The 24,635-nt window shown below is 43.7% G+C and carries 20 protein-coding genes; 5 read left to right on the top strand and 15 right to left on the bottom strand.

The features are described from left to right. Positions 1 to 2: 2 nt before the first annotated feature. Entirely contained in the window at positions 3 to 704 is a 702-nt protein-coding gene (locus tag MHH52_RS04655; RefSeq protein WP_340006936.1) for a YjjG family noncanonical pyrimidine nucleotidase, read from the bottom strand. 143 nt (positions 705 to 847) lie between these two features. Between MHH52_RS04655 and MHH52_RS04650 the strand changes: the two genes are divergently transcribed. Next, on the top strand, positions 848 to 1,807 hold the full coding sequence (locus MHH52_RS04650) for an MraY family glycosyltransferase (RefSeq protein ID WP_340009488.1): 960 nt from the start codon (positions 848 to 850) through the stop codon (positions 1,805 to 1,807). Positions 1,808 to 1,876: 69 nt separating this feature from the next. On the opposite strand, the gene MHH52_RS04645 is transcribed toward MHH52_RS04650, so the two are convergent. From MHH52_RS04645 to MHH52_RS04590, 12 genes are all read right to left on the bottom strand, one after another. After that, complete coding sequence (locus MHH52_RS04645; RefSeq protein WP_313638130.1) at positions 1,877 to 2,389, bottom strand: mismatch-specific DNA-glycosylase; 513 nt, start codon at positions 2,387 to 2,389, stop codon at positions 1,877 to 1,879. Positions 2,390 to 2,428: 39 nt separating this feature from the next. Next, complete coding sequence (locus MHH52_RS04640) at positions 2,429 to 2,986, bottom strand: RNA 2'-phosphotransferase (protein WP_340006935.1); 558 nt, start codon at positions 2,984 to 2,986, stop codon at positions 2,429 to 2,431. Between the two features lie 38 nt (positions 2,987 to 3,024). Next, positions 3,025 to 5,640 (bottom strand): polynucleotide kinase-phosphatase, encoded by a 2,616-nt coding sequence (locus tag MHH52_RS04635; RefSeq protein WP_340009486.1) that lies wholly within the window; start codon positions 5,638 to 5,640, stop codon positions 3,025 to 3,027. 5 nt (positions 5,641 to 5,645) lie between these two features. Continuing rightward, positions 5,646 to 7,028 carry a 3' terminal RNA ribose 2'-O-methyltransferase Hen1 gene (locus tag MHH52_RS04630; RefSeq protein WP_340006933.1) on the bottom strand — a complete coding sequence of 461 codons (1,383 nt, stop codon included), beginning with the start codon at positions 7,026 to 7,028 and terminating at the stop codon, positions 5,646 to 5,648. 38 nt (positions 7,029 to 7,066) lie between these two features. Further along, positions 7,067 to 7,870: a nucleotidyltransferase domain-containing protein gene (locus MHH52_RS04625; RefSeq protein WP_340006932.1), complete on the bottom strand. Its 804-nt coding sequence runs from the start codon at positions 7,868 to 7,870 to the stop codon at positions 7,067 to 7,069. 363 nt (positions 7,871 to 8,233) lie between these two features. Next, positions 8,234 to 10,252 (bottom strand): hypothetical protein, encoded by a 2,019-nt coding sequence (locus MHH52_RS04620; protein WP_340006930.1) that lies wholly within the window; start codon positions 10,250 to 10,252, stop codon positions 8,234 to 8,236. Further along, the gene (locus tag MHH52_RS04615; protein ID WP_340006929.1) at positions 10,227 to 11,129 is read right to left on the bottom strand and encodes an ABC transporter ATP-binding protein; all 903 of its coding nucleotides are present in this window, start codon (positions 11,127 to 11,129) and stop codon (positions 10,227 to 10,229) included. Before MHH52_RS04615 ends, MHH52_RS04620 begins: the two co-directional genes overlap by 26 nt. Further along, the gene (locus MHH52_RS04610) at positions 11,122 to 11,511 is read right to left on the bottom strand and encodes a GntR family transcriptional regulator (RefSeq protein ID WP_340006928.1); all 390 of its coding nucleotides are present in this window, start codon (positions 11,509 to 11,511) and stop codon (positions 11,122 to 11,124) included. The genes MHH52_RS04615 and MHH52_RS04610 overlap by 8 nt, the downstream gene beginning before the upstream one ends. 434 nt (positions 11,512 to 11,945) lie before the next feature. Then, positions 11,946 to 12,695 carry an amino acid ABC transporter ATP-binding protein gene (locus tag MHH52_RS04605; RefSeq protein ID WP_340009484.1) on the bottom strand — a complete coding sequence of 250 codons (750 nt, stop codon included), beginning with the start codon at positions 12,693 to 12,695 and terminating at the stop codon, positions 11,946 to 11,948. Between the two features lie 9 nt (positions 12,696 to 12,704). Then, positions 12,705 to 13,364, bottom strand: coding sequence for an amino acid ABC transporter permease (locus MHH52_RS04600; RefSeq protein ID WP_340006927.1), 660 nt, complete (start codon positions 13,362 to 13,364; stop codon positions 12,705 to 12,707). A gap of 30 nt (positions 13,365 to 13,394) precedes the next feature. Continuing rightward, positions 13,395 to 14,165 carry an amino acid ABC transporter substrate-binding protein gene (locus tag MHH52_RS04595; protein ID WP_340006926.1) on the bottom strand — a complete coding sequence of 257 codons (771 nt, stop codon included), beginning with the start codon at positions 14,163 to 14,165 and terminating at the stop codon, positions 13,395 to 13,397. Between the two features lie 234 nt (positions 14,166 to 14,399). Next, the gene (locus tag MHH52_RS04590) at positions 14,400 to 15,518 is read right to left on the bottom strand and encodes a polysaccharide deacetylase family protein (RefSeq protein ID WP_340006924.1); all 1,119 of its coding nucleotides are present in this window, start codon (positions 15,516 to 15,518) and stop codon (positions 14,400 to 14,402) included. 483 nt (positions 15,519 to 16,001) lie between these two features. On the opposite strand from MHH52_RS04590, the gene qoxA reads away from it, so the two are divergent. The 4 genes from qoxA to qoxD are packed head-to-tail and all read left to right on the top strand — an operon-like array spanning position 16,002 to position 19,867. After that, positions 16,002 to 16,997, top strand: a complete 996-nt coding sequence (qoxA, locus tag MHH52_RS04585; RefSeq protein WP_340006922.1) for a cytochrome aa3 quinol oxidase subunit II — start codon at positions 16,002 to 16,004, stop codon at positions 16,995 to 16,997. 38 nt (positions 16,998 to 17,035) lie between these two features. Further along, a complete protein-coding gene (gene qoxB / locus MHH52_RS04580; protein ID WP_313638119.1) occupies positions 17,036 to 18,979 on the top strand; it encodes a cytochrome aa3 quinol oxidase subunit I in 1,944 nt (647 codons plus the stop codon). Then, complete coding sequence (qoxC, locus tag MHH52_RS04575) at positions 18,976 to 19,572, top strand: cytochrome aa3 quinol oxidase subunit III (RefSeq protein ID WP_042124373.1); 597 nt, start codon at positions 18,976 to 18,978, stop codon at positions 19,570 to 19,572. Before qoxB ends, qoxC begins: the two co-directional genes overlap by 4 nt. Positions 19,573 to 19,576: 4 nt before the next feature. Beyond that, positions 19,577 to 19,867, top strand: a complete 291-nt coding sequence (gene qoxD, locus MHH52_RS04570; RefSeq protein ID WP_036680878.1) for a cytochrome aa3 quinol oxidase subunit IV — start codon at positions 19,577 to 19,579, stop codon at positions 19,865 to 19,867. Between the two features lie 143 nt (positions 19,868 to 20,010). On the opposite strand, the gene MHH52_RS04565 is transcribed toward qoxD, so the two are convergent. Both MHH52_RS04565 and MHH52_RS04560 read right to left on the bottom strand, forming a co-directional pair. Beyond that, positions 20,011 to 21,717 (bottom strand): methyl-accepting chemotaxis protein, encoded by a 1,707-nt coding sequence (locus MHH52_RS04565; protein ID WP_340006920.1) that lies wholly within the window; start codon positions 21,715 to 21,717, stop codon positions 20,011 to 20,013. 209 nt (positions 21,718 to 21,926) lie between these two features. Then, entirely contained in the window at positions 21,927 to 24,506 is a 2,580-nt protein-coding gene (locus tag MHH52_RS04560) for a DUF4430 domain-containing protein (RefSeq protein WP_340006918.1), read from the bottom strand. Positions 24,507 to 24,635: the final 129 nt, after the last annotated feature.

Genomic DNA, 24,635 nt, shown 5'->3' with positions numbered 1-24,635 from the left:
TTTTATTGAAGATTAGCTATCTTCCCTACAATGTCTAATAGCTCCGATAGGCTTCTAATTTCATATTTTGGCTGAACACCCGACGTGTTCTCCTTACCCAGCGGGTTGAACCAGCAGGTATCGATCCCATAATTAATGCCGCCTTGAATATCCGAAGTTAAGGAATCACCGACAATCAGCACTTTTTCCTTATCCGAAATCCCCAATTTGGCAAAAGCATAATCAAAAATCCCTATCTCTGGCTTCTGGCAGCCAGCCTCCTCTGAGATAATGATCTGCTCAAACGTATCACTTAGCGGCGAACCTTGGATTCTGGAAGTCTGCACTTCCTTAATTCCGTTCGTGATGATTGCCAGTCGGCAGCCTGCAAGCTCCCCGCACAGCTCGATCGCTCCCTGAATCAGAAAGGTTCCTTCACCTAAGAATCGTAGATACGCTTCACTAAAAGCCTCAGGATTTAGTTCCAGCGCATTCGCAGCAAATAACCGATTAAACCGTTCCACACGTAATGCCGCCGAACTAATCTTCCCTTGCTCCAAATCCCGCCACAGTGCATGGTTTATCTCCTGGTAACTGGCAGCATAATCCTCAGCGCCTGTGGGCATCCCAAAGTGTAGAAATGCGTTAGATAGCGCGTGGCTTTCTGCCATTCCGTAATCAAACAGTGTATCGTCGGCATCAAATAAAATAACAGCGTATTTCATAATATCCCCCAAAGCTCTTTTCTCAAAAAGGTACTACAGCGATACAAGCAAGTCAACTTATCATTCCGACGACAAATTTTTACTTTTTTAATGTAGTTTTAAGCGAATTGTGTTATTTTAAAAAGAAAACGGTGGTGAGCGTCATATTATACGTTTTATCGTTCCTAGTATCTTTTTCAATCGTCTACTTCCTAATTCCGCCGCTCGGCAGACTGGCTTTCCGACTTGATTTTGTGGACAAGCCTCGTCAAGACGTTGAGCGTAAAATTCATAGAGAACCTATACCGCTTACCGCCAGCTACGCCATATTCATCGGATTCTTCATCACTTATCTGGCATTTGCCCGTGAATTCTCCATGGAGACAATCGCACTATTTGCAGGGGGCGTGCTGCTGCTGACCATAGGTACCATAGATGACTGGTACAAAACAAAGGGCAAAGATTTCCCAGCGCTACCCAAAATGATTGTTCAGGTTAGTGCAGCTGTTCTTGTTTATCTTTCCGGTAATGCATTTACAGGATTCTACAACCCCTTCTCTGGGGATTATATCGTTCTCCCCGTTGTACTACAGTTTCTGTTGACGATTATCTGGATCTTCGGTGTAACAACTGTCATTAACTTCTCGGATGGTATGGATGGTTTGGCTGGCGCCTTAACTGCCATTTCCGCCGTAACACTATTTATTGTTGCGTTAGCTAAGGGGCAATCCTCTTCTGCGGTTATGGCGATTGCACTAGTCGGCGTTACCATTGCTTATCTACGTTACAATAAACCGCCTGCCAAAATCTTCATGGGCGATGCCGGGGCTACCTTTCTTGGCTTTATCCTTGCCGTAATCGCGCTCGACGGCGCATTTAAGCAAGCCACGGTTCTGTCGTTGTTCATCCCGATTCTGGCACTGGGCGTTCCGATCTTCGACAATATTTTTGTTGTCGTCAAACGCTTTATCCAAGGCAAGTCCATTTACCAGGCCGATGCGACCCAGGCTCATTACCGCCTGCTCCGTGCAGGTCTGAGCCAGAAGCAAGTCGTTGCCGTGCTATGCTTGATCAGTCTCTGCTTATCTTTATCCTCTATTATTCTGCTACTGATCGAGACTTAACTTATAAAACCTCTGAAGAAATAAAACGAGCAAGATTCCAAATTGGAATCTTGCTCGTTTTATGTTTTATTAGGTTTGTATAAACTCAGCCAATCTACGGTAAATCCCGACGATCTCCTCCATTGGCATTCTAACCAATCCACTGGAAGAAGGGGCGACGAATTCACGCACACCGTCTACCTTCGGAGGTACATCCCCTTGAAATCCCCAGTTAGCTTTCGTTCTACGACTAAACTCCGTATATACCCCTTTTCCAACGAAGCAAGCCACCTGAGGGCGATATAGTTCCAACTTGGAACGAAGCAATTCGCGGCCCTCATTATATTCCTCACGAGTAATATCGTCGATTCCGCGTGTAGGCCTGGCAACAATATTCGTAAAACCATAACCCAGTTTAAGCAGTTCCCCGTCCTCAGACGCATCGTACAACCTAGGAGTAAGTCCTGAATTGTGCAAGATTCTCCAGAAATTATTTCGCGGATTCGCGTAGTGATGCCCTAACTCGCCAGAACGAATACTGGGGTTAAAACCAATAAAAACAATCTGTAATCCGTGATCTAGGTGATCTGGGATTCCGTCCATATTATTATGCCTCCTAACCAAACGACAATCTAATTCAACTTACGGGGTGTACAGATTAAGACAGGAAGGCGGAACAGGGGTCGCCAGCCATACCTCATTACCCGCATAATAAAAGGTTACACCCATTTGACCTGCTCTAATCGTATCAACGGTCAGCAGGGTCAAATTTCCCCTGCGGCTTCCGGCCAGACTGGCAAAATGTGTCCCTTCGGACAAATGAACATACTGCCGTCCCATTGGTCGGAGTCCTTCCTCCATAATGACATGAAGCGCACCAGAATGGGTTCCGTGATATAGAATCAATGGCGGAGTCCCCGGCTCGTAAGTAATTTTCGTATGACTATGCCCGTAACGTGCTTTAATTCGATCACCTTCGATTTCAAATCGCTGCTTCTCGCAATCTGCAACCACTTGCTGAATATCTCCCACAGTCACCTCAGACCATCTAGGAGTCTTCACAAGCAGCACAGACAACAAATCGTCCAATGTACAGGAACCATCCTCCGGGTCCAAAATAAGACCGTATTGCTCCGGAGTATGCCGAAGCAATTTAGTCATAAATTTACTTAACGACACTTCTACAGCATTGCTCAACATTATATTTTCACCTCAATTCATTATTAATTTGTACTATTCTACAATCGTGGATCTACCGGATCAGACTCCAAAGACATCGCAGCAAGCACACATTCATGTACACGTTCTATCGGCTCTTTTCGAATAAAACGTTCCACCGATTCCCGGCTAAGCGCACATTCCATCAAGGCATGACGCTCTTTTTTGCTTGTTTTGCGCTGCTTGAGGCGTACAAGATTGTCCGGCTGTAAATAATCTATCCCATAGATAATATGCAGATATTTACGCCCTCTCACCTTAAGTGCAGGCTGAACCATTTTATCTCCATTACGTGTTATAAAAGTTTCCGGCTTGATGACAATCCCTTCATGCCCGTCCTCCGTCATCTTTTCCCACCAACGGATCACCTGTTCCTCGTCAGCTTCGTTACAAACCGTGCGGTATTCAGTCTCCATAAATAAAGGTGACAACTCAGCTAGTTCACGATTATGCTCCATATGCCAAAGATGACTGTGTTCAAAAAAAGTTTGGCTGCTATGCGCAAGGGTATGGAATGGTGCAATCTTGATCCCGTTTAATCCACTTACATCCCAGCAATACTTTTGGAAAGCATCCTTAAAAAGATGAGCATTCTGGAGCTTTCCCTCCATTTCCAGTATCCATGAGGCAACATCTCGCCCTGACCGTTCGGCCTCACGCAGCTTCTCCAAAAGATGCTCCCGATCCAGCAAAGCAGCTTCAGCCACATGGGCATATTGAGAGGAAATCAGCTCACGCGCTTTCAAGTTCCACGGTACGATCTCCGCATCTAGGAGCAGCAAATCCGTGTTGTTTTTCGCAAAATAATTCGCCCGTACGAGATCCTCATTCAGCCTACGTAACACTTCAAATTCAGTATCCCTGTCAAAAAAGGCTCGACCTGTACGTGTATAAATCGTGCCTAGCGTCGGTCTACCCACATACGATAGCGCCGCCTCTTCATCCCGGAATAATAACAGGATGGCCCGGCTGCCCATATGTTTTTTCTCCGCAATCATTGTCTTAACACCTTGTGCCCGGAAATAAGCAAAAGCTTCACGCGGATGCTCCAAATAGTTCTCATCCATAGACACTGAAGGCGGCGGACTCATGGTCGGTGGGATATACACCAGTTCCTCTAGTGGAACCGTGAAGTGAGAGACCGTATCTATCGCTGCTTTAACGAATTCTCCACGTACAGTTACCTCTCCATAAAGGTCCGTCTGAACTGAATAGCCCTCTACGAATTTACGCAGGTTAGGCGGCGAGAATCTCCCCCGCTCCCAGCGAATCAACGGACTATCTGGGTCACCTGCATAATCACGCTTTGCTTTAACACTAACAAATTGTTGTTCAGGATAACGGTACGCAGTTAACGATCCGCCAAAGACAGCGCCTTGGTCGATGTTCACTGTGTTTTTAACCACTGTAGGGAAAGGTCTAGGATCATGCCCCCAGACGATGATCTCTCCAGATTCGTGTTCGACATACCATTCTTTCCTTACAGGAGCACCCTTGCCGTCCATACCATCAGTGTCCCCGTATCGGCAGAAGTCCTGAATCCGCTTTGACTGTTTACCGATATATTCATCGCGAATTCCTGCATGGGTAACTACGACCCGCCGCACGCCATTACGGCCAAACAACAAGTGGCTAGGTGCGGACAACAGAAACTGTTTGAGTTCTTCTCTAAGCCTTTTTACTTCCTCATCCCCTGCTTCTAGCGCAAATGCCTCCAGCTCAGCGGCGATATTCTCGTCTCCATGACTCAATGTGACTTTGCGGCCATCTAGGTAACGGGCGATTTTCCAGCCATGGTTGCTGTCGATCATGCGGGCGATTCCAGCATCCACATGCTTTTTCCAAAACCTCATCGTCTTCAGCGATTCCGGCCCCCGACTCATTACATCACCCACAGAAATTAACTGCCTACCATCGGGGTGTTTGTACAGCCCTTGCTTGTCTATCTTATAATCCAATCTTTCCAGCAGCTCGATCATCTCTTCGTAACAACCATGAATGTCGCCGACAATATCAAGCCCTGCGCCGATTTCAACCCAAAGTGGGTTCTGCTTACGCTCAAAAAGAACTGCCTCTGTATTTTTTAAAAAATAAGTCGAAGTGAAGCCCTCGTCCTTAATGCTGCGCAGCGAACGCTTGAACTGTCCGTATTGTTGCTTGACCCGCTGGCGACCGCGTGGATGCTCACGCTGAATATCCCGCTCTAGCAGCGTTTCCTCTGGAACATCGAGCACCCAGGCCATACATGGAACATTATGCTTGTCTGCTAAATCTAAATATTGCTTACGGAAGTCCTCTTGCAAATGTGTAGCATCCACCACCGTCAGCTTTCCTAGTCGGCAGCGCATGGCAATCGTTGAGTTCATTGCTTCAAAGGCTAAACTCGAGAGCAACTGATAATCATTAAAAATAATATCCGCTTCCTCGCGGGGACGATTCTTCCAATCCATAAAATCAGTGTCACCAAGCATCGTACGGTAATCATCTGATGAGACGATTTCAGTCTGCAACAGCGTTCCTTCATCCACTAATCTCCGCAGTAAAGTGGTCTTGCCACTATTAGAGGGACCAACTAGTACAATAATTCCTGCATGCGGAAAAGAAATAGTTCTCTGCCTTTCCCTTTGCTCTTCCATAGTCATTACAATGTCCCCTCCCTACTAAATATAGCCATCTGTGTCGGGTATCCGAAAGTGTCCGAAGCTTCGCCAATCCCTTTAAAATCAACCGAATAATCAAAGGAACTCGTCCAGCGTTTACACCAAGCGGAGAACTCCTCTCGTCCCCATTCAAAACGGTGATCACCATGCCGCATTTCTTCCGCATCCATCTCATACACCTCGTTATAATCCTTGTTCGGTGTAGTCAAGATCAATACCTTAGGACAATATTCCGTCAAAATGGTCTCCATCACTCGAGCCAACCTATATTCGTCGATATGCTCAATAACCTCACACAGAATCATAATATCCTTGTTGCGCAGCGATTCATCGAAGTAGAACAAAGAACCTGTAACTGGTGTTGGAACTGTAACTCCCGTCCTGTCTTCAAGCTTCGAGAAACGCTGTATTGCCCGTAGCTGTGAGTTTGCGGAAGGCTCAACCGCCCAGATCTGCTTAACGCCCGGCACACTTCCGAGTCTTGCCGAAAGTTTTCCTTCACCGGAACCAAAATCAACAATACTACTCCTGAAGGCCAACCCTTCTACCGTTTCCGCAATCGCTGCATAACGCAGATCATTTAATCTAATTTTAGGCTCAGCTGAGACCTCAGCAGAAGTAACAGCCACTTTTTCAGAAGAAAGGGTCGATTCCTCACCATCAAATTGCTTAATAAGATTAGCAAATCGTAGTGACCGCTTGAGAATTAACCCACGTAACGGATGACTATCCAACCAGCCTTCACCGTACCGCTTTATTTTTTCGATCTCATCATCACTAATAAAATAATGCTTATCATCATCCAGCGCCGGAATCAGAACGAACAATTGACGGAGGGCCGTTTGTAGAGTTTGCTCCCCGCGAATCTTAATGTATCGAACAGAGCTGCGACTTTTTAAATCAAAAGAATACACCGCATCTCCTCTTTCAAGCTCAAGCTCGTAACCAAGCGCATGAAACAGCTCCTCAATCGTATGATCAGGTAAGTTCGATGCTACTGGCCCAAAGGACAACTCCAATTGAAATTTGTGATCCACCCAAGGCAAAAATACTTCCTTAGGCTTTCCGTTAAGTGCTGTGCCTAGCGCAGGACGGATATAGGAGCAGAAGCGGCTGCTCGTAACAAACTCCCGATCGTTAATATATTGTGTGATGTCATTATGAGCAGCATTTCCTTTGACTAGAGCAATTGGATCTGGTGTGACATAGATAACGGCCTCCGTCTCTTCGTCTGAAGCGGCAGTGAACACTATGCGTACTCTGGCTTCTTTGTCGCTCCTGTCATATAAATTATGCGGATTTTTGGCCAGCAGATGAGACAACATTCCCGCCCCTGCCCCCGTCGCCTTGATGATTAAATGCATAAACTTCATCTCTCCTTAACCATTATTGAACTACATACTTACCAGCTCCACTTCCCTGTTTCTCCCCAGACCTCTATTAATGCTGAGCGGAACAAGCCATCTAACGCTTCATCCATAACACCAACACTCTGTTCAAAAGCAGAAGCAACCTTCTCGTAATGAGCAATTCGATCCTCCATGTACATATTGATAACATCCAAGCGCGGCCCCAGATTTAATTCATCACCGGAAATTTTTCGAGATAACAGATTCTGCACGGCCTCCTGTAATTCTGAACCTTCCAGAATCAAATCTTGTACAAGCACGTTAAAATCGAGGGGTGGCACTTCGTTATATTTTTCAATCCAGGCGCACGCAAGGAGTGGTCTTAATACATAAAAGTACTTCTTAATCTTGACCTCGCTGCCTTGCAGATAATCACGGTAATTTCCTCGCGCCATGTTCAAATAGTGGTAAATGCATGATTTAGGCGAAAAGCTTTGTGGTGAGAGCGCACGGATACTTTCGGCTATAGAGTACTTTTCTTCATAGCGGATAGACGACTCTAGCCATTCCAGCAGAGGTGGGTTCGATTTTCGAAATAAATTAAGGCCCTTCTTCAAGTCCCAACCGTTTATATCGAGCATGTCACTAATCGGTCGCTCTATTACATCCCTGTGCTCAAAAATGGATAAGTACGCCTCAGGGCGCCGTATGTATAGGAATCTAACATCATAATCACTATCCTTGGATGGAAATCCCCAAGCCCGACTGCCTGATTCACACGCATACAAAATGCGGACCTGTTCTTCAGATTCAATAGCTCGAAGCTGCTGAATGATGGATTGATGGACTGCTGTCATATAATTCCTCCCCTTTAACCTTTTGAATATGCAAAAAAGACCATGGACTCCATCGTCCATGGCCGGGCTTCACCTAATTACAGATATATTTACCGGTTAATAATGTAATATTATTTAACCGGAAATGAATACACTGGTTCTGAGGTTGACCTGTAAGCCAAGGTGATAGATGGACGATCATATGGATAAACATTATACAAAAACGAAAGTTGATTATTCATATTCTCATTCATCTGTCCTTACCCCCTGATCAATTTATATTTACTCAGCTCTATTTAATACTTAGCATCTCTCCAAAAGCATAAACTAACTATCCAGTTTTTGTCAACCAATAGCCTATTATCTGTAATCTTCTAACTTAGCCTATCTCAGCAACGCCTTCAACCCAGGCGTCAAATCCGATGCTTTTAACATCGTGAAATCCGTATAGCCGCCCTTATATTGCACCTTAACCAGGTAGTTGCTGTTCTTATACGAATAGTATCGTTGCTGTTTCAAAATATCCGCTAGCAATGCCTTGTCCTCTGTAACAATGACTTGGTTCTCTTTGTCCGCAAGTTCCAATAGTAACTCAGGATCATATACATTTTCAGGCGAACGGTTATGATCAACCTTCACAAGCTTTGCGGACTCCACATCCTCAGCGTTACTACGAACCTTGTCAGCATAGCCTTTTTCCTCCATCCATTTCTCCAGCTCGTGATAGGAAGCGGACCATGAATAATTGAAGAAGGAGCTACTCCCAATACCATCAATATTAACAATAGGTGCTATATTCGCCACTGCCGCCTTATCATCCGTTTGATCTTCATAGGACATATTCAAGATTTCTTTTGTCAAAATCGCCTTGAATTCCGTTATTTCTGCTGGATCTGAGATTACTACTTGCTTATTCAGATTCCCTACAGAATTGTTAATTCGTATGAGATCTATATCCTTCTCCAATTGAGAAACGGCATACTGCGCACGCTTGAATCCTTCAGACTCCATTACGGCTTTTAGTTCTGGCTCGAACCCTTTTAGTGGCACGAGATATTTTCTAAGCAATTCTCGGCCATTATCCAAGCTATACGCTACAGTAAACGATTGGTATTGGCTATAGTCATAATAAGGTTTGGATGATTTATTCTCCGGACGAGTCGCTGTAACGGCTAGATGAAGCTTGCGGACAGCCTCGATATACTGTTTATCATTAGAAAAAAGGTCCGCATCCGTTAAAAAATTGCCGCTATACGAATCGCCATTCCTGTTATACATCCAATAGCTGCTTCCCGCAAACACACCGCTGATTTTGTCTTCAGAAGGCACTTTATTTTCATATCCAGTCAATCCAGATGCTGGGATATATAAGAGAAGACCTAACAATGCAGTATAAATCGCAAATTCAACGGGCACTTTATGAGTCATAATCTGCCATGTTTTACGAATGATCATTTCTGCTGCAATATAGCCGACAACCGCTCCAATTGCATATCCGCTAATGACCCATCCTATCTGCTGCTGCTTCATTTGCGCAAAATAGTTACCAGCAATAAGCATAAAGCAAACCATGATTCCCGCTTTAAAAAGAGGATTAAAATACGCGAACGCAATTGTCTGACCCGCTTTTTCCGAATGCCGTTTACGGTATAACAGATAGGATAATCCAATAAATAAAGCGGACAAGCCCCCATAAATCCACAATTCTACTGAGCTAAAAGGATTACCTGAAATATTCATCATACGAATAAACGGTGACCAATTTTCCAGATTGTTATGGAACGCGGACAACTCAGGATAACCATATAAATACATCGATAAATGACTATTCATTAGCAAGATTCCTACTGCTGGTAGAAGGAGCAGCGCATAAATTATAATTCCCTGTAAAACAGATTGCCCTGAGCATATTCCAACAAAAACACTTAGACAGAACAGGAACAGCGTAAGTATGCTTACCGTAATACACCAGCTCCAAATATCATTTCCTTGAAAAATATATAGATTCCCGCCCCACTGCCTAACCATCGCCACAACTGCTGCAGTCAGCCATACGGGTATCAGAAGTAGAAGCAATCCACTAACTAAATGCGAAGTCAGCAGATGTTCGCGGCGAAGAGGCAGGCTATGCCACATATCTGATGGCGATTTGGATTGCAGGTAATAGAATATAAATAGTCCAGCAACAACAGGGATGCTCACGATGAATACCATTTGCATCTCACCGACAATACGGAATAAATTATCAATCTCCTGCGGCTCAGCATTAGGATTATTACTCATGAACATCTGCAGCGGAAGCGCAAATAAAAGACCGAGCGCATATATAATTCCGATCCAGCCATGCTGGCGGAAGTTCTGACGAATGATGCTGCTATTAAAGAAGTATCGGCTGCGCGTCATATCCGGCATCCCCCATTTCATAAATAAAGATTTCCTCTAGCGTCAATGGAAGTAAATCGAATACGTACGGCTCATACACGTGAAAAGCTGCTGTAATTCGCTCACGATCCCCTTTTACTATGTACAGGTTCACGCTACCCCGGCGCTCTTGATGTAAAATTTGCAGCTTGGCCGATATTGCTGTCTCGTGCCGTTCATCTCGAAAGGCTACTTGAATCTTATGGGTATCTGCCTTAAGATCATCCAAATCCTTCTCTATCAACATTTTCCCAGCATGCATAATCCCGACATGATCGCACAAGTCCTCAATTTCTCGAAGATTATGCGAGGAAATTATTACTGTCAGTTCTCGTTCAGCTACTTCTTGAAACAGTATGTTTTTGATTTGACGCCGCATCACCGGATCTAGCCCGTCAATGGGTTCATCCATAATAAGCACGTCTGGCATACAGCTCAAGCTTAGCCAGAATGATGCTTGGCGCTGCATCCCTTTTGAGAAACGACTGAGCTTACGGTTTCTGTCCAATTGAAATACAGAACCCAAATTCTCAAAGCGCTTCTGATTCCAGCACGGATAAATCGAACGATAGAAAGATGCCATCTGCGTAATCGACGATTGAGGGAAAAAGTAAGGTGAATCCGGCATAAATATAACCCTCTGCTTTGTCTGCGGGTGTTCGAATACTCGTTCACCATCCACCTTCACGGTCCCCATATCCGGAGAGTAAATGCCGGCCAATGTCTTCAGTAACGTAGTTTTACCTGCGCCATTAGACCCGAGCAGTCCATAAATCGTTCCTTTATGTACCGTTAACGAAATACCGTCAACCGCCTTCTCCCCTTGAAATAACTTGCTGACTCCCCGAATCTCAATCATTGTTCTTCCCCCCTTCTCTTTGTTTCTCAACTTGTTGATACAATGCGCCTATCTCAGCTGCCGAGAATCCAAGGTATACCGCTTCTGCCATCAGTCGCAGCAGTTCGTCCCGCACCTCTGCCCTTTTGATTTCATTCTGTTCTTTTTTCATTGGGGCTACAAAACTCCCTTTCCCCTGAAGTGAATAGATATACCCTTCGCGTTCCAGTTCCCTGTAAGCTTTCTGAATCGTATTGGGATTCACGGTTAGCTGCTGGGATAACGTCCTCACCGAAGGTAGTTGTTCATCCGTCTGCAAAATCCCATGCAGAATCATTTCCTTGACCTTATCGGTCAGCCGCTCATAAATCGGCTTTCGACTACGAACGTCCAGTTCAAACATAACCATCCTCCTTTCACTTTGTTGCATATACACCTTTCACTTTGTTGCATATACACCTTTCACATGTGTATTAACTGTACTACTATTATTAATACAGTTGAATCTTTATGTCAACCAAAAGAATGGTCTGTCCCATCAGCCAAATACACGTTATGGCGAAAAAACCTGTAAAAATACATTTTTCTAGGATTGAAAGATCGCTAAAGTACTAATTCCTGCAAATGCATTTGCAGGAATTGAACTTTATAAAGATGATATCTGTTAAAAAAGCTGCACTTTTGCAGTCTTTCTATGATTCGATAAGCAGCAAGGATTAACATACATCAGAATCAAAAAAAGGAGTGTCACAGCAGCCATCTCATGGCTACTATGACACTCCCTTCTTTCTCATCAATAGACACTTTATGAATCAGTCTGGAGCATCCATGTCCTTCTCACTCTTGACTAAGAAAAATCCGGGTTCGCTCCTGCTGCGGATTGTCAAAAATCTGCTCTGGTGTTCCGGACTCGGTAATCTTACCGTTATCCATGAAAATCACACGATCCGCCACATCACGAGCGAAGTTCATCTCATGAGTTACAACAATCATCGTCATATTCTCATCTGCGAGTTGCCTGATAACACGTAGCACCTCACCCGTGAGTTCAGGATCGAGCGCTGAGGTAGGCTCGTCGAACAATAGAATATCTGGATTCAGCATTAACGCTCTCGCGATGGCAACCCGCTGCTTCTGTCCGCCCGACAGTTTTGCAGGATACACCTCCGCTTTCTCAGTAAGACCTACCTTGGAGAGCAAATCCTTGCTTCTAGCCGTAATCTCCTTCACACTTTCCCGTTTCAACATCCTTGGAGCTAACTCGAGGTTACCCCGCACTGTTAGGTGTGGGAATAGGTTAAAGTGTTGAAACACCATTCCCATTGACGCAGTTATCTCACGAATATTAGCTCCATTAGCGTATTTACCATTCTCCACAAGCGACTTGCCTTGGATAAAGATGCTCCCACCCGTAACTTCTTCTAGATGCACTAAACTGCGAAGCATCGTACTCTTTCCCGAACCGGAAGGCCCGATAACTGCAACGGCTTCACCCGACTGGATATTAAAACTAACATTCTTCAGCACATCCAAATTGCCAAAGGATTTCTGTAAATCCCTTACTTCTATCATGCTACTCATATTCAGACAGTCCTTCTACTCAAATTTGAAACGTTTTTCCAGTGCTTTGAAGAATAAGGTCAGTACCAGCGTCATCAACAAATAGATAACTCCTGCCACCACAAAAGGGGTTACTGTAAAGTCTCGGTTTACTGCTGTTTTAGCATAATTCAGTAACTCCGGTACAGCAACGGCATACAGTAGAGCCGTATCTTTGACTAGTGAAATCGATTCATTTGCCACAGCTGGCAAAGCTACCCTAAACATTTGAGCTAGGATTACCTTGCGCAGCGTCTGCCATTTACTCAGTCCGAGCACCTTGGCTGCTTCATGCTGTCCTTTATCAATGGAGAGCATGCCCCCACGGAAGATCTCTGCGAAATATGCCCCGTAGTTAAGAATAAATCCAAGACTCGCCGCAACGAAGCGGTCCATGACCAGATATTGTCCAATCACCGGAATCTGTGGTAAACCAAAGCAAAAAAACAACAATTGCAATAAAAGAGGTGTTCCCCGCATGACATAAATATAGCTATGCGCAATCCATGCCAAGGGTTTGAACACGCTCTTCGCCATCAAAGTGACTAGGAACCCGAGCGGAATCGACACCAAAATAACAATAAGGAACAATAAAACAGTCGTACGCGCTCCCTCTAACATCGGTCCTGCAATTTTTATACTATAATCCATATTCATTTCTACAACCGACTCCTAAGTGTTAACAATCTATTTCAGTACCTTATTTTCACCAAACCACTTCGTGGAAATCTCCTCAGCCGTTCCATCACTATTCATTTCATCCAGAGCTTTCTGAAGCTCCTCTAGCAGTGCCTCATTACCTTTCTTAATTCCAATCCCGTACTGCTCAGGCGCAAGCGATTCATCTAACAGTTTAAAGGCATGAGGCTCTTTTGACATATAATATCTAGCCACAACTTCATCAATAACTACACCATCCAGGCGTTTAGTCTTCAAGTCTGTGAGGGCTAGGACGTTATCTGGAAATTCTGATATATTAGCAATTTTGTCTTTAATCGGATTCTCATTCAAGGCATCAGCAGCTGATGATAAACTTTGGAGCCCTACCTCTTTACCAGCCAAATCCTTAAGCTTCGAAATCGATGAATCCGCTAATACGACTACTACCTGGCTATTCTCAAGATAAGGCTTAGTGAATAATACCTTTTCCTTGCGTTCATCCGTGATGGTGTACCCATTCCAAATCATATCAATGCGTCCGCTGTTTAGTTCTGACTCCTTTGCTGACCAGTCGATTGGCTGAAAAATGATTTCTTTGCCCATTTTCTCAGCAGCCGCTCTGGCATAATCAATATCAAAACCAACGATTTCGTTGTTCTCATCTCTGAAGCCCATTGGAGCGAACTTATCATCGATTCCGATGATCAGCTTTCCATCCTTACTCCCTGAAGCTGAGCAGCCTGCCAATGCAGTAATTACCATAATCATTAATAAGACTAAAATTGCTTTGTTCTTCATCTCTTTTATCCCCCATCGTTGACACAGCAGTGTGTGCTTTAGTTCGGTAATACGTTATCAGAGTATCATGATAACATGGCAGGTGAACTACGTCGATAGATTAGAGGGCCTTACTTGTGTCAAAACTACAACGATTTCGGACAAAAAAAAAAAAAAAAAAAAAAAAGACGACAGATCAAATCTGTCGCCTCAACAATATGAATACTCTTCTATTATTCAATCTTACTATCAATTTTAGCGATGATCCTTCCAAAAATTGTTAGGTGTCATATCTGAAGTAATAATATGAAACTCGTAACCCTCTTTCTTCAGCGTCGCTAGGATGCGTGGAAGAACTTTAAGTGTAGCCTTTTGATCATGCATTAGAATCACAGGGCTGCTCTTCTTCAGACCATGAACCTCTCTCATAACCGTATTATAGATGGAATTACTATCGTTCTTATATCTCCAATCCTCAGAGTCAACGTTCCAATCCCACAGATGATAACCTTGAGTTAGTACTTTATCTCTAAAGGGTTTTGTTAAATAAGGTTTACTACCGTAAGGTGTACGAATCAGTGTTGTACTTTGACCAGTAAGTTTCTTCAGAATCGCATTATCGTCATTCATCTCTTTCAACGCAGAAGCCGGAGAAGCATAAAATTTATCTTTCACATGTGTCATACCGTGTAAACCAGGCGCATGTCCTTCCTTCACTAAGCGTTTCACTTGAGACGCGTGTGCGTTCATGTTATTCCCTAACATGAAGAAGGTAGCCTTCGCATCATATTTCGCCAATATATCAAGTAATTGAGAGGTTGTGGCGGATGGACCATCATCAAAGCTAAGATATACGACTTTCCCCTTCGTGCCCGTCGTCCCTGTAGTTACATTCGGCTGCAAAGCCTTCTTATGTTGATTCACAAATGCAGCATCGTTTAATTTAGCCCCGGAATTATGAACTCTTAATAAAGATTCAACTGGCTTAAACGAAATTAAAAATCCAAGATGAGAGGTCATCTTCACAGGAACCATCGTTCTTCCATTTTTCAAAAATGTATCTAATGCAATTGTCTTTCCATTAGGGAGAAGAGCAGTTGCGTGATCATTCAGCAGTTTGATGGATCCATTGTTTCCCTTAACATTAATGCCATCACCCTGAAGAGTTAGAACCAGATTCGTTTCCAGTGACAAATCACGCAGTGGAACAAAATATGTATCTTTTATCGACACTGCTTCAATTTCAGTTAATTTATCGTTTACCCCTAACTTCAGGGATCCTGCACCCGCAGCATTCACTGTATCTATCTCTCGTACCAAACCCGTACATACGAAAAATACTATAAATAATAGCCAAACTTTCTTTTTAAACATCTTAAAAAATCTCCCATCTTGTATATTTACCTATAACCTTACCATAGATTAATAGAAAGAAATTTGAGAGATTGTAACTTAATGCAGAATAATTTGTTACCCTTTTTGTCATTTGCAGAAATTTCGACAAAGATCATCAAAATATGTATTCCACTCAAATCCTATCACACCAACAAAAAATGGTTAAATTATAGTCCTTTTGCACAAAATAGATGTGTCCAAATTAGCAACATTAGTAAATTATTGAACAAAGTTTGAACAGAAAAAAATATCCATAAACTGCGCCGCTACAGTGATCTTTATCATATCATTAGGAACTTGTAACAAATTAATCACACATATTTAACTTGTTCGCCATTATTAAGGACTATTATGGTTCAGATGGTAAAATAAGTCTTTTGCTTTCTTTCTCATTAGTTCTTACTATATATGAAGGTAATGATGAGGGTTATTAATATAAGTATTGAAGGAAGGAGCTTAAGCATGAACAAAAAGGGACCGTTATACGCTTTATTTCTCAGCCTAATTTTACTCTTGCCAGGATGCAGTTCAATCGCTGTTCTGAATCCGAAGGGGCCGGCTGCAAGAACTTTGTCTGACACGATCATCCTCTCCATTGTTATGATGCTCGGTGTTCTAGCAGTTGTCTACATCTTATATGTCTTCGTACTCGTGAAGTACCGCGCTAAGAAAAGTAACGAAGATTATATTCCTCCTCACGAGGAAGGAAACAAATGGTTGGAGGCCATCTGGATTACGATTCCGATTATTATCGTGTCGTTCCTCTCCGTGGTCACCGTCAAAACGACAATTGATGTAGAAAACGTTGCAGCGGACTATAAAGATCAGAAGCCGCTTGTAATCTATGCTTCCTCTTCCAACTGGAAATGGCATTTCAGCTATCCAGAGGAAGGTATTGAAACAGTAAACTACGTTAACATTCCAGTTCACCGCGCTGTAGAGTTCAGATTGTACTCTTTCGGTACGATCTCAAGTCTCTGGATCCCACAATTGGGAGGACAGAAGTACGCGATGAGCGACATGCTTACAACACTACATCTTTCAGCGGATACTGTAGGTTCTTATGTCGGAAGAAATGCGAACTTTAATGGTAAGGGTTTTGCCCACATGGAGTTTGAGGCACTTGCGATGACGGATAAGGACTACAAGGAATGGGTGAAAGACGTTAAAGAAACAGCAGGTCCTCTTACAGAAAAAGAATTCAAGAGCCTTCTGGAAATGGAATTTGTCGGACGTAAAACCTACACCAATACCCACTTATCCTTTAGCCCTCCTCCGGGAAATCACGGTGACCATATGAGTAATAATGGTACAGAGATGGATATGGATAATGGAAGTATGGAACATCAAGATAATAAAGAAATTCACCCGGCTCCTGCACCATCTAGCGAGACGGAATTCAATAGCAAACCTAATCCAGAACTGGATGAAGAGAGCACTACACATGACGGACATTAGTCAATGTTAATTGAACAACTTGAAAGGAGCGATTCCTAATGGATTGGGATAAATTCAAGGTCCACGGCGAACCCCTGATTTACGGGGCTATGGCAAGTATTGTTCTGGCTACAATCGGGATTATCGTCGGCCTGACCTATTTTAAAAAATGGGGATATTTATGGCGCGAATGGTTAACTACAGTTGACCACAAACGTATTGGGATTATGTACATCCTTGCTGCACTACTAATGCTTTTCCGCGGCGGCGTTGACGCTATTATGATGAAGCTGCAAACCGCAGCCCCAGACTTGAAATTTCTTGACGCACAGCATTACAACGAGGTATTTACAACACACGGCTTGATTATGATTCTCTTTATGGCCATGCCGTTTATTATCGGTCTGATGAACGTTATCGTTCCGCTACAAATCGGTGCCAGAGACGTTGCCTTCCCACGTCTGAACGCCGTCAGCTTCTGGCTCTTCTTCTTCGGAGCAATGCTGCTAAACATTTCATTTGTTATTGGAGGATCGCCGGATGCTGGTTGGTCCGCGTACTTCCCACTAGCAAGTATAGAGTTCAGCCCAACGGTTGGTAACAACTACTACTCGCTCGCTCTACAAATATCAGGTATCGGTACACTCCTCACAGGCGTTAACTTTATTGTAACGATTCTGAAAATGCGTGCACCAGGCATGAAGTTGATGAAGATGCCAATGTTTACTTGGTCCGTACTGATCACGAACGTAATTATCGTATTCGCTTTCCCAGTGCTTACGGTAGCGCTCGCTTTGATGATGTTCGACCGATTATTCGGATCTCAATTCTTTACGATGGCCAACGGCGGTATGGATATGTTATGGGCCAACCTCTTCTGGGTATGGGGACATCCAGAAGTATATATCGTTGTATTGCCGGCATTCGGTATTTATAGTGAAATTATCGCAACCTTCTCCAAAAAGAACCTGTATGGTTATACATCCATGGTCTTTAGTATGTTGATCATTTCCCTCTTGTCCTTCTTAGTATGGGCTCACCATTTCTATACAATGGGTCAAGGCGCTATGGTTAACAGTTTCTTCTCGATTACAACCATGGCCATTGCCGTACCAACAGGTGTGAAAATATTTAACTGGCTATTCACCTTACGAAAAGGGCGAATAACCTTTACGACACCGATGCTTTACACCCTAGCGTTTATACCGATCTTTACGATTGGTGGGGTTACAGGTGTCATGCTGGCTATGGCCAGTGCCGATTACCAGTACCATAATACAATGTTCCTAGTAGCGCATTTCCACTACGTTCTTATTCCAGGTGCTGTGTTCGCTGTTATCGCAGGTTTCCATTACTGGTTCCCTAAAGTATTCGGCTTCCGACTGAATGAACGCCTTGGTAAACATGCCTTCTGGTGGATCATTATTTCCTTTAACGTATCGTTCTTCCCGCTGTTTATTCTCGGACTTAAAGGTATGACTCGTCGTCAATACACTTATTCTGCGGATACCGGATTTGGTCCGCTAAGTATGGTCTCGTTCATAGGGGCGATTGGTCTTACAATCGGATTTGTAATTCTGGTTTATAACATTTACTGGAGTACACGTTACGAACCAAGAGATACTGATGGAGATCCATGGGATGCACGTACACTGGAGTGGGCAACGAAAAGTCCGATTCCAGCTTACAACTTCGCAGTGGTTCCAACTGTAAACACACGCGATGCCTTCTGGACTGCTAAACAAGATAAAGTACCACTTTATGAAGACAAGATTACTAAGATTCATATGCCTAGCAATACAGGAAAACCATTTATTCTGGGTGTTATCTTCTTCGTTGCAGGATTCTCTCTGGTATTCAGTCTCTGGATTCCAGCCATTATCTCTGGAGTAGGTATCCTCATCGTTCTAGCTGCTATGTCCTTCGATCGGGATCACGGATTCTACATCCCAGCTGAAGAAGTTATTGCTACTGAAAAGAAATTGCGGGGTGAGACAGTATGAAAATAGATGCGTCTAAGCCGCTTGAATACTCAACAGAAGAGAATAGTAATAAAATCTTTGGCTTCTGGGTCTTTCTAGGAGCAGAGATTGCACTGTTCGCTACGTTGTTCACTGTATACTTTGTAATGGTAGACCGTTTTGCCAGCGGCCCTAGCGGGCCGGACCTTTTTGAAATTGGTCCAGTGATGATCGAAACATTGCTGCTCTTGACAAGCTCGTTCACGATCGGTCTTGCAGTTCATGCTATGCGGCATGGCTACCAAAAAGCCATGATGGTCTTTTTCGGACTAACCCTGTTAATGGGTCTCGGCTTCCTTGGTATTGAAATCACGGAGTTTGTCACTTATGTTCACGAAGGGGCTACACTTCAAACTAGTGGTTTCCTATCCAGTCTCTTTGTACTGCTGGGAACACACGGAGCTCACGTATCGTTCGGGTTCCTGTGGGGTGCGGCTATTCTAATCCAGTTGAAGCGTCAAGGTATTAATCCGGCTACGGCCAATAAATCCTTTATCTTCTCGCTGTACTGGCATTTCTTGGACGTTGTCTGGATCTTTATTTTCAGCTTCGTCTATCTGAAAGGACTGATGTAGCATGATGAAGCAATTGTTTCCAATTCGCCATGTGATGGGTTTCTTAGCCTCTCTTGTCCTTTCTGTGGCTGCACTTGCTGTAATCTATCTTGATCTATCCAATACTGCGAACATGGCTATCCTGCTTGTTACAGCCCTCATTCAGGCTTCCTTGCAGCTCTTCCTGTTCATGCATATCGGGGAATCAGCAGATACCAAGAAAGAACTTTACATCAATATCGCCTATGCCTTATTCGTTGGCTTAGTCACGATATTCGGTACACTCTTCATCTTCGTATGGGGCTGGTATGCTTAATTCCATTCAATAACAAACAAAAGGGACGTTTCTAAAGCCTAAATGGCTTTGGGACGTCCCTTTTTGCATTACCTGTAGCAATAACCGAAATACTAAACAGCCTGCCTCAAGGTACACTAGAAACTGGCTGTTATTATTAAGCGCTATAAACTGAATCTTGCCAAGGTCTTCTGTAGATCTTCGGCCAGCACTGCTAAATACTGAGCTGATGCGGACATTTCCTCCATAGCAGACAGTTGCTGTTGACTAGCCGCGCTGGTGTCCTGAACACCCACCGCCCCTTTATTGGATATAGCATTGACCTGTTCCATTGCTGCCGCTACACCTTGTGACTCTAAAGAGACATGCGCAACCGCCTCTCTGATCTCTTCCGTCTGCTGGGTAGCGTCTTTAATAGAACTTTGAATCTCATGAAACGCTTGAGATACTAGCTGACTTTGAACTACGCCGTTAGAGACTAGCTCAGACCCTAAAGCCATTGATTCTACTGCGCTTTCAGTTTGCTTTTGAATATGCGTAATTATATCTGTTACTTTCAGTGAGCTGTTTCGCGTTGCTTCTGCAAGACCTCGAATTTCTCCAGCAACTACAGCAAAGCCACGTCCATGTTCTCCAGCTCTCGCTGCTTCGATAGATGCATTAAGCGCCAGCAAGTTCGTCTGTGTTGCAATTCCATTAATCGTCGTAATAATCGTATTAATCTCCTGCGACAGTTGTCCAAGGTTACTAACAATCTCTTGGCTCTGGGTTACGCTGGAGTCGATTTCCTTCATTTGTTCTATAATGTTATCTACGGCGATCACCCCTCGATCCGTTGAACCAGAAGCGACTCCCATAAGGTCGGACATTTCAAAACTGCTACTTTCTACGGCCGAAATATTATTAGTCATAGCTTGTATAGACTGTGAGGTGCGACTAATGCTCTCCGTCTGTTCATCAAAGCCCGCTGCAATCTCTCCTGAAGATTCGGCGATCATTTGTGAAGCCAGTGAGGTCTGCTCAGCACTAGCGCTCATCTCTTGCGACGAGGCTGATAACATTTCTGTACTCTCCGCAATTCCCTGCATCATCTTCCGCAGGCTCTCCAGCATATTGTTAAACGAGCTATTAATTTGGCCGATTTCATCCTTGGCCGTATATACAGCCGTCACGGTTAAATCTCCTGCTTCAGCCCGCTTCATCAGCCCTTGAAGTTCCTTAAGAGGTTTCGTAATCAGACGAATGATTGTAACACTAAGCACGATACAAATGATCCAGGAGAACGTTATCAATAATATACTATTAGTCTTCATACTTTTAGCGGTAGCAGTGGACTCTGAATTATGAGCTCCAGCTCCCTTAAGCAGCGAATCGCTTAGTTCTTTAAGCAGATTGATCATTTTCTCACGGGAATTACTAAAATCACCACTGAATACTTTATAGGCCTCTTGACTACCTTTGCTATCCGCAATCTGAATAATACTGTCTCTTTGTGCACGGTAGTCTGTTAAGGAAGACTCGAATTTATTTATTTTACTTACAATCGTACTATCCTTGTATTGGACGGTCTTCAGCTTGTTCAAAAGATCATTATTTTCCTGAACTTTTCCCTTGACGCTCTCTATCAGTTCTTTGTTCTTCTTTACATCAACACTAATCAAACGCTCCAAAAGAAAAGCTTCGATAGCCCGATTGTTTGTACGCATTTGCCCCACGTAAGAAACAGGCAACAAGTTTTCATTATACGTCTCTGTTGTTTTTAGGGCCATTTTGTCCATGGTGAGAAAGCCGGTTACCCCAACGACGTTCAGCATGATCACAGAAAATACCAAAAGAAGCCCAATTTTGAATTTCACTTTCATATTCTTCATCTACATTCCGCCTTCACATCATCTTAATAACTATCTATTTTTATCGGTAAGAGGGACGAATAGTGTGATGATTTTTAAATAAAATCATGAATAAAATGTCGAAAAAAAGTGTCTGTTGTCAAATATTACAACGAACAAAATCAAAAACGGACACTAGATCCGCTAATGCTCCGAATCGTAGTGCCCGTCTAACGAATTATCAATCGTACTTATTTACCCGATGAATAGTACCAATATAACGTATCACCGTTCTCTAAAATATAGCTGTCTGCACTTGTACTTGGATCAGCATCCCTATTCGTCTTATACTTCCATCCACTGCTTGGACCGCCATCAAATTCAGCCAAACCATCTATAGATTTCACGTATTTACTACCAGCGTTTCCGGATGATACAACCTTATCACCCAATTGACTGATCAGTAAGCTATAAGCCGTTTCGCCTTCTTTTAGCGCTACTGTTGTACTGTTCAGCATCGTTCCCTTCTTGCTATCCCCAACGACTGAAATGGTTGCAGTAGCTTTAGCCGAAGCAATATCAGCTGATCCAACGTTCAGTGATTGAGTATAACGCGCCACACTAGGTACACTATCTTTAGCATACCCGGTAACAATTATCGTATAGGTATTCGCTGGTAGACCTTCGTCAAAAACAGCTACACCCTTAGCATTTGTGATTGCCTTCTTATCACCGATCGAGACCTGCACTCCAGCGGCTGGAGAAGTCACTGGATCGGAAGTAAAGGTATCCTTATTCCACACCCATTTCTTCTGAGAGACTGTTACTGTGAAAGCTTCACCCGGCTTTGGTTGTGATGAGGAAACAACCGCGGTATCAACAACCTGTGTGGTTTCTCCGGCATAATATACAAGAACCCGGTCGGATTCCTGTAATTCAAAAGCGTCCATACCCAAACTTGGGTAGATCCACTCCCCGCTACGCCATACTATGAAGCTCCACCAGCCGTCGTAAAGTCCTTGCGTAATTCCATGGATACCCGATACAAAATTTCCGTAAGAGGATTTCGTAATATCCACTTTAAAATCATTGGACAACCCTAATTGCTGCAAAGCTTCAAGGGCATTGGAAGTCTTTATAGTCCCCTCACCGATCAGTCCTTGCGGACCCTCAACGGTAAGTAAAGCCGTTACATTCTTAGGAATCACCTTTAGATCTTGAGTATATTTAGCTATCGATGGCGCTTTTCCTTCACGATAGCCTGTTACAGTCAGTTTGTAATCACCTGCTGGAACATTCCCCGAGAACAAAGCCTCGCCTTTAGCATTCGTCGTTACGATACGATTACCAATTTGGACCTGAACGCCAGCAGCTTTGGCGGTTACAGGGGAGGACGTATTCGTTACAGCGTCCCATTTCCATGTCTTACTAGTCACGACTACGGTAAAAGAATCGCCCTCTTTAGGGCTTGGTTTGGACACCGTTACCGAATCTACAAGCTTAGTGTCGTCTCCGGCATAGTAAACCAGTAGCTGATCTGAATCTTTAAGCGCAAAATCGCTCATTCCAACATCTGGATTGATCCATTGACCACCACGGGATACGATATACATCCATCCATCATAACCGCCATAGCTTCCGCCCAGAACGTTTCCAATTCCTGTGACATAAGCACCGGATGGATTCGTGATCGGCAAGTTCGTTTGAAGTGCCAGCTTCTCCAGTGCTCCAAGTGCGTTTCCGGCATATACATATCCCTGTGCTAATGTACTATTAGGACCTTCTACAGTAACAGGAGCATAGATTAAGGCACTCTGAACGGATGACTTAGAAAAATCGTATAGCTTGCTGTTACTACCTTTATAGAGCAGATTGTAGGCAACAAGCGCCTGAAGACCCTGCTCCGTGGCTAGAACATTGCTGCTTCCACCACGGCTATGAGCGAAGCTTCCGTCAGCGAGACGGTAGCTTAGTAGGTTACCGATCAGATTTACTTTATTCTTGGTATATTCTAATCCACTTGGATCTACACCGAAGGATGTAAGACCTAGAATAGCTTGTGCTGCGCTTTCAGCACTATCTCCGTAACCTCCATGGCTATCCTGAGCATTGGACAACCAAGCCACAGCTTGTAGTCCTGCTGTGTAAGCTTCCGGATTACTCTTATGTGCCGCTAGAGCGGCCAAAGCTATCGCTGTCATATCAGGCTCGCTCGCGCCTGTCGTTAAGGCAAAGCCACCATCTTGATTTTGCTTAGAAATAATCTCAGCAATGAGCTTATCCACAGTCCATTTTGCGTTATATGGAATGTTATATTTGCCAGAATCCAGTGCAATCAAAGCATATACTGGATTATTAAGTTTCTGTCCACTGATTTTGTCATGATTATAGATCTTCTCTATTAAATTATAGCCAGGAGCTGTTCCGCTTCCAGCAAAGCTGGTAGGATCGGCACCAATTGCTCTTACTGCGAGTACGATTCTCGCATAATCCGTTACGTTCGCGAAATTTCCCTCTGCATCTTTCACCTTTTTCTCAAGGGATAGGCTATAACTCGCAGGCAGTTTATATCCTGCTTGAGCTAGTCCAATGGCTTGCCAATCTGACTGCAAGCCACCCTTTAGAATAAATTCTGCAGCCGTATAGGTCGCATCCGCAACATTAATCCGCTCCGCATTAGTAACTGAATCACTGGATGCTTCCTGCCCAGTGCTAACACCCGCCTCTGCGAAGATGGTTCCTGCAGGAGCAAGAGATGTTCCTAGAATCGAAATGACCATGAATAGGGCCAGTCCAAGTACAAAAAACTTGGAGGAGAATATTGTCTTCATTGTTCAACCTCTTTCTATAAAGGAATGGGTACTACACAAGCATATACGCCTTCGGCGTCCTTATAAGGACGGTAAGCGTATATGCGAGAAATATAAGGAAGTATAGATGCAAAACTTATACTTTCTTAT

Origin of the sequence: Paenibacillus sp. FSL K6-0276 (assembly GCF_037977235.1) — a bacterium.
Taxonomy (GTDB): Bacteria; Bacillota; Bacilli; order Paenibacillales; family Paenibacillaceae; genus Paenibacillus_AQ.
This window is presented reverse-complemented; position numbering and strand designations above follow the sequence as displayed.

Excerpts from the sequence above, each read along its gene's own strand:
- MHH52_RS04655 (WP_340006936.1), bottom strand. The coding sequence starts at position 704 with ATGAAATACGCTGTTATTTTATTTGATGCCGACGATACACTGTTTGAT.
- MHH52_RS04645 (WP_313638130.1), bottom strand. The coding sequence starts at position 2,389 with ATGGACGGAATCCCAGATCACCTAGATCACGGATTACAGATTGTTTTT.
- MHH52_RS04640 (WP_340006935.1), bottom strand. The coding sequence starts at position 2,986 with ATGTTGAGCAATGCTGTAGAAGTGTCGTTAAGTAAATTTATGACTAAA.
- MHH52_RS04635 (WP_340009486.1), bottom strand. The coding sequence starts at position 5,640 with ATGGAAGAGCAAAGGGAAAGGCAGAGAACTATTTCTTTTCCGCATGCA.
- MHH52_RS04630 (WP_340006933.1), bottom strand. The coding sequence starts at position 7,028 with ATGCATTTAATCATCAAGGCGACGGGGGCAGGGGCGGGAATGTTGTCT.
- MHH52_RS04625 (WP_340006932.1), bottom strand. The coding sequence starts at position 7,870 with ATGACAGCAGTCCATCAATCCATCATTCAGCAGCTTCGAGCTATTGAA.
- MHH52_RS04620 (WP_340006930.1), bottom strand. The coding sequence starts at position 10,252 with ATGACGCGCAGCCGATACTTCTTTAATAGCAGCATCATTCGTCAGAAC.
- MHH52_RS04615 (WP_340006929.1), bottom strand. The coding sequence starts at position 11,129 with ATGATTGAGATTCGGGGAGTCAGCAAGTTATTTCAAGGGGAGAAGGCG.
- MHH52_RS04610 (WP_340006928.1), bottom strand. The coding sequence starts at position 11,511 with ATGTTTGAACTGGACGTTCGTAGTCGAAAGCCGATTTATGAGCGGCTG.
- MHH52_RS04600 (WP_340006927.1), bottom strand. The coding sequence starts at position 13,364 with ATGAATATGGATTATAGTATAAAAATTGCAGGACCGATGTTAGAGGGA.
- MHH52_RS04595 (WP_340006926.1), bottom strand. The coding sequence starts at position 14,165 with ATGAAGAACAAAGCAATTTTAGTCTTATTAATGATTATGGTAATTACT.
- MHH52_RS04590 (WP_340006924.1), bottom strand. The coding sequence starts at position 15,518 with ATGTTTAAAAAGAAAGTTTGGCTATTATTTATAGTATTTTTCGTATGT.
- qoxA (WP_340006922.1), top strand. The coding sequence starts at position 16,002 with ATGAACAAAAAGGGACCGTTATACGCTTTATTTCTCAGCCTAATTTTA.
- qoxB (WP_313638119.1), top strand. The coding sequence starts at position 17,036 with ATGGATTGGGATAAATTCAAGGTCCACGGCGAACCCCTGATTTACGGG.
- qoxC (WP_042124373.1), top strand. The coding sequence starts at position 18,976 with ATGAAAATAGATGCGTCTAAGCCGCTTGAATACTCAACAGAAGAGAAT.
- qoxD (WP_036680878.1), top strand. The coding sequence starts at position 19,577 with ATGAAGCAATTGTTTCCAATTCGCCATGTGATGGGTTTCTTAGCCTCT.
- MHH52_RS04565 (WP_340006920.1), bottom strand. The coding sequence starts at position 21,717 with ATGAAGAATATGAAAGTGAAATTCAAAATTGGGCTTCTTTTGGTATTT.
- MHH52_RS04560 (WP_340006918.1), bottom strand. The coding sequence starts at position 24,506 with ATGAAGACAATATTCTCCTCCAAGTTTTTTGTACTTGGACTGGCCCTA.